At 58.5% G+C, this 12,419-nt stretch carries 6 protein-coding genes; all 6 read right to left on the bottom strand.

Annotated elements, in window-relative coordinates; genetic code table 11:
* Nucleotides 1-1,049: 1,049 nt before the first annotated feature.
* From RE432_RS00810 to RE432_RS00835, 6 genes are read right to left on the bottom strand one after another with little or no spacing between them, the layout of a single operon-like run.
* Nucleotides 1,050-1,373 carry a hypothetical protein gene (locus RE432_RS00810; RefSeq protein WP_310931318.1) on the bottom strand — a complete coding sequence of 108 codons (324 nt, stop codon included), beginning with the start codon at nt 1,371-1,373 and terminating at the stop codon, nt 1,050-1,052.
* Nucleotides 1,366-1,809 carry a DNA mismatch endonuclease Vsr gene (locus RE432_RS00815; RefSeq protein ID WP_310931319.1) on the bottom strand — a complete coding sequence of 148 codons (444 nt, stop codon included), beginning with the start codon at nt 1,807-1,809 and terminating at the stop codon, nt 1,366-1,368. The genes RE432_RS00810 and RE432_RS00815 overlap by 8 nt, the downstream gene beginning before the upstream one ends.
* A complete protein-coding gene (locus RE432_RS00820; RefSeq protein WP_310931320.1) occupies nt 1,806-7,385 on the bottom strand; it encodes an ATP-binding protein in 5,580 nt (1,859 codons plus the stop codon). The genes RE432_RS00815 and RE432_RS00820 overlap by 4 nt, the downstream gene beginning before the upstream one ends.
* Complete coding sequence (locus RE432_RS00825) at nt 7,382-8,914, bottom strand: hypothetical protein (RefSeq protein WP_310931321.1); 1,533 nt, start codon at nt 8,912-8,914, stop codon at nt 7,382-7,384. The genes RE432_RS00820 and RE432_RS00825 overlap by 4 nt, the downstream gene beginning before the upstream one ends.
* Entirely contained in the window at nt 8,911-11,040 is a 2,130-nt protein-coding gene (locus RE432_RS00830) for a hypothetical protein (RefSeq protein ID WP_310931322.1), read from the bottom strand. Before RE432_RS00830 ends, RE432_RS00825 begins: the two co-directional genes overlap by 4 nt.
* Before the next feature lie 29 nt (nt 11,041-11,069).
* Nucleotides 11,070-12,410, bottom strand: coding sequence for a DNA cytosine methyltransferase (locus RE432_RS00835; RefSeq protein WP_310931323.1), 1,341 nt, complete (start codon nt 12,408-12,410; stop codon nt 11,070-11,072).
* Between the last annotated feature and the right edge of the window lie 9 nt (nt 12,411-12,419).

The raw sequence follows: 12,419 nt of genomic DNA on the forward strand, positions 1-12,419 counted from the left end.
CTTGACGGCGAGAACGGTGTGGGACTGTGACAGGAAAGCAAAGGCCGCCCACGCTTTCTCAACGGCACATGTTTTTTGGTGGGCAAGTGCCCAAGACGCGCTCCAGACGTCAGCGATATACAAGGCGGGTTGTACCCGTCCCGTCAGGGATGAGCGGCTAGCGAACCTGAAGCAGCGCGGCCCAGCTATATCGGGAGATACCAAGTGGTTGGAAGCACCCATTGCATGGAAGTGGATGACCTTCGGAAGTGCAAGGAAGGCCTGCAAGCAGGCTGCCGGAGCAGATCTAGCAGTCTAATTTCGCTCGGTATCACGGATTTTCTTTTGCTGGCTGAAACGACCAATCCTACCTTCGCTGCATACGGGACAACTGATGGCTGAACATGGCTGCATAGGCCATGGGCTGCGTACTGATCGCGGCTGCTTGGTCCTTGGGGGCAAAAACGGTTTCAACTGCCACTTGTCCGGCGATACATACCAATGGGAGTATCGCGGCAAGGTCGGCCCGGTCAGGTCCCACGGCATATGTGGCCAGCCCTACCATGCTAGGTAGAATAGCGCGCCGTGCGAAGGCGATTCTCGAGGGGGCTAGATGTCACTGGATGGCATTGAATTCCTCCTTCCACAAACGAATTAAATCGCCAAGGCGCTCCCGATGTATCCGGGGGTCCTGTAGCGCACGTACTCCCTCAGGCTCGTAGTGCACCTTGGCGCGAAATTGCGGTAGCTGCGCCCCGTATGTTCGCTTGAATTCTGCAAGCACCGGGAGTGGCATGGAGGTACGCGGAACAGGAAACAAAGACTTTAATACGTCGTTCAATCCCCAGCTAGCACTGCGAGAGGCATAGTCCAGAACCGGATGGCTTGGTCTCTGTGGATCTCGCATGCCATCGTGGGGAGGAAGCGTATCAGTTAACAAATCCATCGGAAGAGCATGGTTCCTTGCCACTCCGTACGCAAGTGCTGACATGTAGTCCCTTCCAACATCCGGCCTGACTCGCCACCAATAGTCATCGATGGGTTCCCCAGCGAGGTATCGCGCAATGCCTTCAAGAATTGGTACGGCATTTCATGACATGGATACGTGACCAGTCTCTTGATTGCGATGCATGAGCAGGTTCGCCTATCGGTCTTTGGGCTGTTTCGTATACATACTTGACCAAGGCCGACTCAAGCTTGTGAGCAGGCGCCACGACGTCCAACCAGGGCACGCGACATAACAAGCCAGTGTCCAAAAGCTCCTGGGTCGAGGGCTTCAGTGCCACGCCATCCGGCACAATGGCATCGATCCGATCCCAATAAAGCAAGGCCCTAATCGTCCAGGCATTAGGAGGTGGGCTGATATAAGGGTAATAAAGCGCAACATCAGCCATCAAGATCTCCTCGGCCAGCCTGCTTGATTATTTCAGCGAGTTCCTTGCCGGCCTGCCAGGCCTTCGAGCGAGATGAAAGCTGGCACTCCCAAACCACGTACACCGTCCAGCCCATTGCCTGCAAGTTGGCAACCACCTTTGCATCGCGTGCCACATTCCTGTCGAACTTATCCAGCCAGAAGGATATATTGCTCTTTGGTGTCGTAGCGATACCGCAACCAGCATGCCGATGCCAGAAGCAGCCATGTACGAAAACCACCGTCTTGTAGCGGGGTAACACCAGGTCTGGCTTACCAGGCAAGCCCCTGCCATGCAGGCGGTATCTCAACCCGAGGGCATGCAGCACCTTGCGCAGTGCTAGCTCGGGATGGGTATCCTTGCCTCGGATCCGGGACATTCTTTCCGAGCGCTCTGATGGCGAGAGGAAGTCAGTCACGGGCCGTCCAGCTGTTGCTCCTCCAGCTGGTCCTTTGCAAGCTCAAAGAAGGGGAGCCCCCGAATCACCTCTCCTGCGACATCGAACGACTTGTAGAGGCAATGGTGATTTGGCAATGTCTTGACACGGTCCGATAGGTCCCCAAGGTCCGACGTAAACCCAAGCGCCCCGAGTTCAGCCGGAGTAGCATTGGGCACCTTGTGGATGAACCATGTCAGCAACGGTTCCCTGTAGTCAGTTGCTCCAGCTTTGAAATGCCGGAGGTACTGAGAGGCCAGGATCACCCCCGCGCCGAACTCCCTCCCTTGTAGCAACAACTTCCGGAGGACATCGAACTCATAGCGCATGATATTGTCAGCTTCGTCGACCAATAGGTAGGAGTCGATTACCCTCAATTGGGGCTTCTGCCCCTTGAACGGACGTTTCGGGGTATTGAGCATGTTCTCGTAGAACATGTTCAACATGATGGCAACGAGCATATTCTTGCTTCGGTCATCCTGGCCCATAGCGTCTAGCGATACCACCACTACGCCATCGAGGAACTCGTCGAACGGCACGGTCTTGGTGGGCTCCTTTTCGAAGACCTCCATGTCGACCAAGTCGTCGATGATCGCCATTGGCGTATCGGACTTGCCTCCCAATAGCTCACGATACTCGGCATGTATATCGTAGATCGTTGGCTGGCAACCTTGTTCTGCGCACGCATCGTACGCACGGCGAACCGCGCCCTTGAGCTTGTCTCGTTGTACCGGCCCGATCCCCGAATACACCTTGTCGAGGATGTCCGCGAAGAAGCGAAATCTATCGAGCCACGGAGCTATGGACTCACCCATCGAGGTAGTATCGAAGAGGTTGAGTGGCAGGCGAGCAGGTCTGACTACCCGGGCACCTGTAGCCTCCACAAACTCGGGGCTACTGTAGTCTCGCTTGTAGTCGAAGATCAGGAACCGCGGCTTGATGCCACGGTTTTCCTCGCGTGCCTTGATTATCTGGAAAATCAGTGATTTCAACAGCTGGGTCTTGCCCGTACCTAGATCACCCACGACACCGATATTCAATTGGTTGAGCCGTGTATCCGAGATATTCAGTGAAAGCTGGCGTGGCTCGAAGCCATCCACGGTCCTGCCGACGGAAAGGAGAATGCCCGTGGTGCCTTCCTCCGGTTCGGGAAAAGCGATGGGCTCGCCGGGAGCGCATGGCATCGCATTGCCTTCTCCGTGCCCGTCCTGCGAGGTATACAATGACTCGGCATCGCCGGTCGGCTTCCCAGTACCTTCTAGCTCGGCCTTATCACCGCCCACGGGCTCCGGCCCTGGCTCATCTTCGGCACGAGTGCCGGCGCCAACAGGATCCGGAGGCAACGGAAGAAGCCGCCAGCTTCCGACCTTTGCCCGTACGGCATCATAGAAACCTTGCGCATCACCACCCACGATTCGCCCGGCATCCATGGGGGAAATGAAGATGCTCTCTTGAAAACCATCCCCATCATGGTCATGAGCATCGCTGATAGGCGACCCATCCACGACTACGAGCCTCCCGCTCTCATCGATGAGAATCGAGGGGTCAGGTCCCAGTATCGCTGCTGCGATGAGCTCGTGGTAGCTAGCCCATCGCTCGGCATCCTGAGTGACCACCTCGTGCTGGCTGTAGACCCTCAGCCCAAACCCAATCATTGAAAGCAACAAGTGCTGGTAGGCAAGCCTCCAGGCCAGGGATTTGGCTGCCCGTTCCTGTAAAGCATTGAGTAGCGTGGACAACGAGCACGCCTGCGCGAGGGCGTCCTTGGCGTCATTGATGCTGAGTGTGGTGGATTCCTGCCTGCATTTCACTTCGATAGGTGTGAGGCGGAAGCGGACCTGACTGTCGCTAGCATGGATACCAACGACAAGCAAGTCCGGGCGAGATAGCGAGAGGTCCTTGCGCTCCTTGCCAAGCGAACGGGAGAGGTCAGCCAGGTATCCCCGAAATGGATCGACCGGGATGATAATCGCAATGGTCGCCTCCTCTGGAGAGCCTGATAGCACTGGGAGGAGGCTATTGGCGCTTCCTGATGCACGGAATTGGTCTTGCAACAGCCGCACGGCGAGGAATAGCCCCAAGTCACCTGTAGCTCCCGTGTCATCGCCGGAAAGCCCGCGGACCGTCGGAATGCCTCTCCTAGCCACTTCCAGCAAGATTTGCGCGACCTGTCCATCCGCGAGGTCTTGGCAACCTGGCACGGATTGCAGGACCCTGCCTAGGGCATCGCAGTCGGCCTCCCTGACTTGGGACAATAGGTAGTAGCCGCTTGTATCGCCGGCGCGATGGGAATACGACGGCAAGTCGTAGTCCCATAGATATGTTCCCTTGATCCAGTCTCCAAGAAAGCAAGCCGGGTCGATTGCCGAGGAAGAGACTGCGACGAACCCCGCCTTCTTGTCGTCGAGCATGCTCGATACCGCATGCACATTAGGAGCAAACTGGAGCCCGGTGCTGTCATCATGCCCCCCTTCTAGGACAGTGATGCAATTACTGACCTTGTCGGCAAAGACATCGCCCGAGGGAGGCATGGCTCGTCCGCGTCGAGACTCACTCAAGAAGGCCCCATGCAATTGGCGCCTCGTCCTATGCCGAATCAAGCCGCCTACCCCCAACGGCGAGCGCATGCCAACGCTTGTAGACTCTGGCTGAGCCGCATCCAGCTGGGCAATGATCCCCAAGTCAGGCTTGGTCGCTATTGGTTGCTTCTCGAACCAGCGGACCTTGTTTCCAGTGTCCTCCGATAGGTTGGCAATAGTAGCCTGGTCAGGCAAGGAACCAGCGGGCCTAGTGTCGAATACCTCCAGCAGCCTTGGGCCAACGCCCTGGCCTGGCCCAAGCTTATCTCCATTTCCAAACCGCCTGACGCACCAAGTGACTAGCCCCTCATTGCATGCATCAGTGGACCCTCCGCCGCTCGACACTACGACACTGACCATGGGCTTTGCCGCCAAGAGGTCAGAAACGTCCTCGAGTGCCCGGGACACCTGGGCCGGGCTAAAGCCACTCGAGATACCCCCGATCGAAAGGCCAAGCGCATTGTCGAAGGGAGCCCGCTTCGACTTGTCGGCAAGCTGGTCCAGACGCGAGCCGTTCCACAGCACTGACCAATAGTCCGAGCCACATTCGACCGATAGGTAATCAATCTGGTCGATACCTGCGGGCCCCCTCGGAGCCTGAAGCGACATAGTCATCATGTCCGGGACACAACTGGGATCCAAGATGCTGGCGGCCGGACACGGCAATGGATTGTCACCCTCGACCTCATCGAACAACACTTGCTGGGCCAGGCAATGCCAGGCCAGTCGTAACGGATGCAAGGGAGAAAGGACAATGGCATCAGGTATCCGGCCAAGGGTATAACCATCGGCTTCCCTGGGGCATACCGCGATGACATCTATCCAGCAGGCGATATCGCGGTCGGCAGCTATCCATTCGCCGTAGGCGTCTAGATACGTCTCGACCAGCGCGCGAAAGTCGTCATCCTGAGCCAACCATTTCCCCAAGGAGGCGGACTCCATCAATCCTGCATGATCGCTTGTTTCCCTTATTCGCCGGGCAATCTCCTCGCGAGCTTCCACGAAGCCCTGGGGTGGCTGGAACAACGTCGGCTCTGGCCTTGGATCATGCAGGAACCGTGCCTGCGATAGGACGGGGCCACTCTGGGAGCTCCAGTCAGGCGCGGTCCACTTGGCAGCATAGTCATCCGAAAGTACTATCGGGATGAAGGACTTGGATACGCTTAGCTCGTCTAGCATCCAGGCTTGCAGGCTCGACAAGCGGGCATGACGGTCTATCTGAATGACGGCCTTGGTATCGAATTTCTCCAGGTGCCGCCTATTGAGCTTGATCAACCGTTCGAATTCGCTCCTGCAGCCCTCCTCCTTGGCTTCCTCGCAGGTGATAAACGCCCGGCATGCCTCGATTGCGCCACCATCTTGGCGCGTGAAGGATATCTCGAGCAGATACTTTCCTTCGGCGTCGACTTCTACCCGATATCCGCCGCCCTTCAGCTCATGCAGCTGTAGGTGCTGTGGAGCCTCGCCAGGTTGCTCCGTTGCATCGTCGGAAATACCCTCCGCCTTGGTAACGATGACACCCGGTGCCAGGAGCAGCAATAGCTCGTAGCGCCCGGAGCCTGGTACCGAGAGAGCTGTTTCCCAGCCAGCCCCGGCGGCGCGCCCGCGTCCGCGCGGCTTCCTGGGTGGCGAGAGCTTTGTAGCCATCCGACATGTGATCATGATGCCAGGTACCCAGCTCGCAAGCGAAATGACCCTGGCAGTGGCCGCCTTGCTTTCAGCAGCCATCACCTTGTAGCCTATCGGTGACCTTTGCCCACCGGATGGCGGCGTGTCATAGCAGACCGCAGTGCCGTCGACTTGTATAGCAGTACCCGACCTGCCGTGCGACCCACCCGTGAGAAGCACCTCAGTCACTTCTTCACCAGCCTCAAGCCCAACCGATATGGACAACTCGACCTCGTCCATGACAATGGCCGGCATCCCGCGTACAACCGGTAGGATGGCGTTCGTGCAGGCGATCGAAAGGTCCTTCGCAGGCTCCTCCGGGTCGTCGGAAAGCAGGTCGCTCCAGCAGTCAGTGGTCAGCACTAGCCACCACGACGGGGGAGCCTGGAGCCCTAAGGTGTCTTGTGGTAGGTAGAATGCCTGCGTCGCACGCTCGAAGGCGGTAGGTATTTGGCACCGAGCCTGAACATGGCCAAGGAATTCGGCAAGCGCTAGCTTGACCTGTTCGTCTGGCGCGGCAGCTTCCAGGCGTTCGATGCTAGTCTTGAAGCCCTCGGCCATTTCCTCGGCGACTTTCTCCAGGACCCCGAGCTGCAACTTGGCCGCTACGCTACCATTCTGGATGTGTGGGATACCGCAAGCGAGGGAAAGTGCGGAGCCAGCGGATAGCCTATGCCCGCCGTCGCTGATCGAATAGATGCGCGAGAGCATGCGCCAGACGGCCAGATGATACCCCTCTGCAGGGTCCGACTCGTCAACCGCCGTTGCCGAGCGTGTGACGAGCAGCCTAGCGTCGTCAAGCGACTCCTGCTCGATGCCGGCGTCGTTCAAACCGCGGGACACCAGTTGTTGCATGAACCTGTCGCTCCACCACTCATCGAATGTCGCATGGCCGGTATTGCTCGAGGCGCTCATCCCGAACTTCTCCGTAGTCGTCGATATCGATGCGTTGTAGTACAGCCCAGTTGGCACGAGCGCCACGAAGCTGGCATTGTTCGGGTCATCGCGAACATGCAGCAGGTGGTTCTCGTCGCATTTTCCGGAGCGGCCAATCCCAGGGTTGGGTGCCTCCATCTGGCTAGGCGGGACCAGAAGCAAGATCGGCAGCGTTGCACCCGAGCTGCGCGCGCCCGTTACATCCCCGAGGCTTTCCTCCCGGCTAAGCAGTTCATCAAACACATCCTCCAGAAGTTCAAGCGGAGGGCCGTGGAAAATAAAACGCGACTCGAGCCTGCCACCCACGTACCCCTTCATAACCTCCTGGATCTTGGTTTCGACAATATCGGCCAGCGCGTGTACGAGTCTATTCATTGTTCTATGCCCATGGCCTGTGTGCCAGGAAAAGGGGGAAGCAGGAGCATGCCGCTTTCGGCATCTGGGCTATCGAGCACGAGGCCTAGCATCCTCAGCTGGTCCCCCAGGTCGTTCCGAGCAATGTCATGCCGGTCGACGATGATGCCATAGGCTGCTAGGTGCTGGCCGAGGCGATGGATCGAGCGCGGGCCACCCATCCCGGCTAGCGCACAGTGGACCATGGCAAGCACGGCCACGGGGCCTAGCGACACGACCCAAGGGCTAGACGAACTACTTCCTTTTTTCTTTAGCACGTAGCCCTGATCATATCCCCTGAGCAACTGGATAGCCGTCTGGCGCTGGCCGAGTGCGTGTCGCGCGAACTCTATGAGGTTAGCACCTATTCCCTTCTTGCAATTAAGAGCACGGGCCTCCCGCTCGCGAATGTCTACAAGTGCATCCTGTATCCCGTTGTCCTCAAGTGTTGCACGATGCTCGCGGACAAGATGGCAAAGCCTACTGACTCCCCGTCCCGAGGAAATATCACCCTCCAAGGAAACCCCGGCACGCTCGAGCGACCACAAGATGGCATTTGTGCCCAGGCGGGCGGCCAGGTAGCTAGAGGCCTTGTCCTTGAGCCCATTCAATGCCTTGCCACCATATGCCATGTATTGGGGGCTGCTCGGAAAGATAGTATTCCTTGCCTCGTCGGCTCCAGCCGGACCGCTCCCAGAAAGGGCACTGCTCAGGCAGCCCCATATCCTGGCCTGCACATCGCAGAGCCAAGTCACATGGGCCACTGCTGCCAGGCGTAGCACAGCCTCTAGCAAGCTCGTCCATTGCCGGCGCGTCATAGTGTCCTTGGCCTGGATGACTGACCTCAGGTCCTTGGCAAATTGCCTGGCGGGCATGAACTCCACATCCTCGAAGTCCTCGCCCGCAAGATTTGCAACCTCCGCCAGGGGAACTGGGGCAAGCTGCCATGACGATTGCCCATCCCACGCGGAAGCTTCCTGCTCCAGCCAAGAGGCGAAGATATCGTCCTGCCCCCCGACCCCCAAGGCCACGAAGAGCTCTTCCCAAAGAGCATGGGCGGCGGCATGGTCCTTACACCCCAGCCAAACCATTCGTCGCACCAGACTACCTGCTGGCCACGAGTTGTTGGCCAAGCGAGCCGACCCAGAAAAAAGCGCAAGTGAGGGAACGACGGGGGTGACCTGCAGGAACCGTTTTGCCGACTGATTGGGAAGCTTGGGGCTCTCCAGCACGCCGTGCAGCACCGTGCTCCAGATATCCACGGGAAGGGTGGCTCCTTCAGGCGGCGGTAAGTGCCTGTCGCGAAGTCTTTGGATCTTCCTTTCGAGCTCACGCCCCGCCTGCGGGATGCTACCTTCCGCCTTGGACTCAAAGCCGATGGTTCGGTAGAGCGAAGCCACTAGGATTTCCGAGCTCGCATACTCAGGAGCAGGGCTTATCGCCAAGGATGCCCCCCTGTACAAGGCATGCGAGTTTCTCCATGGTGCTTGCTTGAAGGCTTCGAGTGTCATGGCCGCTCCCCTTCGTCCAGGACGAACCCGCTCCACGCACGTCCGATCTCGGTACCGTCTGCACCGATTCGTATCCGTGCCCCGTCCATGAGTATTTCCGGGTCACGGACAATCGGGCCAGACAACCTCGCCCTCGTGGTATCGAGCAACGTGACTACAGTATGGGGAAGCGATGCCGGGGACAATCCTCGCTCCAGTTCGCGAACCGCCTTGAATAGGTCGTAGGTCAGGGCAATGGGCTGGGCGGACTGCCCATTACCAACCTCGAGGTAGCAAATAGGCGAACGGGGTCGCCCTTCATGGGACAATTGCTTCTCCTTCACGCGGCGCGCGGGTACCACAAGCGTCGCCCGTCGCTGGCTGGGTGGCAATGGCTGGCCAAATGTAGTGGTAAGGGAGACTTCGAACACCTGTCCATTGTTCAGGAGATTCTTTACCTTCTTGGCGACCTCGAAGAGCTGCTGCCCCTTGTCGTCGTCCTCCACGATCCTTTGGAACGCCCCCAGGATCTCTGCATCGGCAACCACCGCCGAGCGGGTACAAATGCTACGCCTAGCAAGTCTGCAGGCGAAGTCACGGAGGATGCGCTGGAGGCGGCTCGCCGTCGATGGGCTTTTTCGTCGAATGGACGGCGATGATAGCAAGTTATCGGCCTTGGCCAATCGCTTCATAAGCTCTAGCTCGTTAGTCGACAGAACTTGGAACCGGCGCAAGAAGTCGATTCCACTGGCAATGGATCGACTAAACCTCGTATCCAACTCACCAAGATTCACTTTGCTCCGGCTGCTGACGTCTACGCTGGCATCGGGGCTTGCCAGCGCAGGATCCAGCAGCTTTGACAAGCGCTCCAGCAGCGGCGCGATCGTCGCAGGCAAGTAGCCATCCTTGCGTTCGACGAGGAAATACTGCAGTCCCTTTAGGACTCGAGTCTCGCTTGCTGTCTCATCCAACCCAAGGTCTTTAATACCATCTCGCAGGGCGTTCGCGGCGCTTGGGTCCCAGTGATGGAATAGGGCATGTTGGTAGCTGGAAGTTGCGATATGGAATATCGCCGTCAGCTGCTGGCGCCGGGCCTTCCTTGCCATTTGCCCAACGCCATCCAGATCAATCTGCTCCCTAGCCCACAGGCAAGGGTCGCCTTGCGCGCCCTCTCCGTTCGAGCGGCCACCAGCCAGAAGGTACGAGACTACTGAAAACAGGTCTCGGAAGCTCCATCTCTTTCCAGTGGATAGCTCATACCAGCGTAGCGTCTGGAGGAGCGCCCTACGGCTCTCGCCTCTGGACAAAAGAGCTTGGCTGCCGCAAAAAGGGCAGCCATCGCCAGCCACGCATTTGCCCAGGCCTGGCCAATGGATAGGACTCGTAGCGTACCCCAGCAACACAGAGGCCGGGCTGGGCAGGCCTTCTCCAGGGCTGACTAGCAAAGACTCGGCATCCATCGGCCAGATCGCTATTTCGGGAAAGCCAGCTAGTGGCCAACAAGAAGGCGCATTGGCGGAAAGGCTAACGGCGCGGGTGATAGCCTCAAGCAAGGCACGAGCTTCGGCAAGGCCGTGGTCGAGAGCCTGTATCAATGCGTCATCAAGGACGCCACGGTTGACGCAGCACAAGTAATACCCCCCCGCGGGCCCATGGAGCTGGGCGAGCAACTCCTGGATCAGGAGCTCGGGGGCCGAGCTACCTTCGTGCCCAGCCGTAGCAGACGCATCCTGCACGATGGAGAGATCCAGCTGGCGAGCAATAGGCCCGAGTTCGCCCGCATCGACACGCACTACCCGTGGAACGGCTTGCCCCGCAGGAGGACGGAACAAGGCTGCGAGTCCGTCCATAAGCCTTCCTTCGGCCACCAACCCTTCGTCCAGGCTCTTTATCGTGTGCTCGATCGCTTCCGTCTTGCCATTACCAGGTCCTCCGACCAACAACAGGATCCTTGGCGTACCGGCACGCTCCGATGCAACGTCAGCGGCCCATGCCTCAAGCCGGGAGATCAGGTTGGTCCGCAAGAGCTCCTTGCCTGGCCTGCCACTATCCGGATCGAAGAGCCGCTTGACGCCTCCCGAATGGTGGCCTGCCCAGCCAAGCAGGTCCGCCGGGAATCTGGTCGCGGCCATTGTCGCGTCGTTCATTGCCTCTTCCTCTCCTATGCCTATGTTGCTTACGCTACTGCTGCGATGGTTGGCTCGCTCCCAATGTGCAGCGGTGCTCGCCTGGGCTGACTGGTAGCGTCCATTGCCTCAATGAGAATGGAGGTCACTGCGAGGCCAATGGCTTCGGCCAACAGCGGTGGAACCGCGTTACCTACCTGGGTATAGCGCGGGCACTCCTTGGTTCGAAGCGCTCCCCCTGTCGTGAACTTTCCCCTGAAGCGGAACCAGTCGGGAAAGCTCTGCAGCCGGGCACTTTCGCGTACAGTAAGTATCCTCGGCTCGGCATAATGGAGAACGTCATCCGGCAAGGTCGTGATCGTGGGGGCTGGATCCCCAGCCGACATGGGATAGATCCTATGTTTCTTTAGGCCGAACTTGGCACGGCTTTTATCATCCATGCGCACGCCTTGCGTGCACTCCTTGATTATCCTCTTGAAGCGTGCACGGACTTCGGGCCTATGCCGTGCAAGGCGCATGCTGTCCATGGCATCGTAGCGGCAATGCTTGTGCATCAGCCGCTGGTACGTCGTCTGCGGGCCAAGATATAGGGCCTCCTCAAAGCCCTTCGGCGAAAACGGATCCACGCATGGCTGGGTAATGGTCTGCGTCACCAGAAGGTCCGACAGCGCATCTTGGGCGGAAACCAACTTGATCCTGGGCAGCCCATGCTTGGCGAGCAATTCCACACGCTTCTCATCAAGGGCGCGGAAGGCTCGCTTGGCCCCCCCTTCGAGTCTGGATGCAAGACGCTTCCGAAGTCCAATGACGATAAGCCTGGAGCGGCGCTGCGGGACGCCGAAGCGAGAGGCATCCACGATTTCGGCATGGACGTCATAGCCGATCGCCTCGAGGCTCCTCTTCAACTTGTCATAGTAGGACTCGGCGGCCTTGTCTCGGCCACCACCCTCGCTTGCTTTGCTCGAATGCGCAACTTTCATCCCTGGTACGTTCTCAAGCACCAGAGCCAATGGTTTGATTGCCCCTACGACCTGAACATATTTCTCGAAGAGCTGGTTGCGGGGGTCGGCCTCCTGTCGCCTCCCTGCAAAGCTAAAGCCCTGGCATGGCGGGCCGCCCGCCAACACCTGGACATTGCCTCGCAATTTCACCAAGTCCTCGATATGTTGCTCCAGCAATTCATCGATACCCCATGCTTGCTGCTTCAACCACGACGGCCACGAGAACTTAGGGACGGGCACCTTCCGAGGACCGAGGAAGTTATCGGAGAATGTGCTAAATGCCATAGGATCTCGCTCTACGGCGAATAAGCCACGAAGTCCAGCCATCGTGAGGCCTAGTGATAGGCCTCCGCAGCCGGAAAAAAGATCTACGAACTGGTATTTGGTCATGCATCGATT

Source organism: Pusillimonas sp. SM2304 (genome assembly GCF_031628915.1).
In the GTDB taxonomy this organism is placed as follows: Bacteria; Pseudomonadota; Gammaproteobacteria; order Burkholderiales; family Burkholderiaceae_B; genus Pusillimonas_C.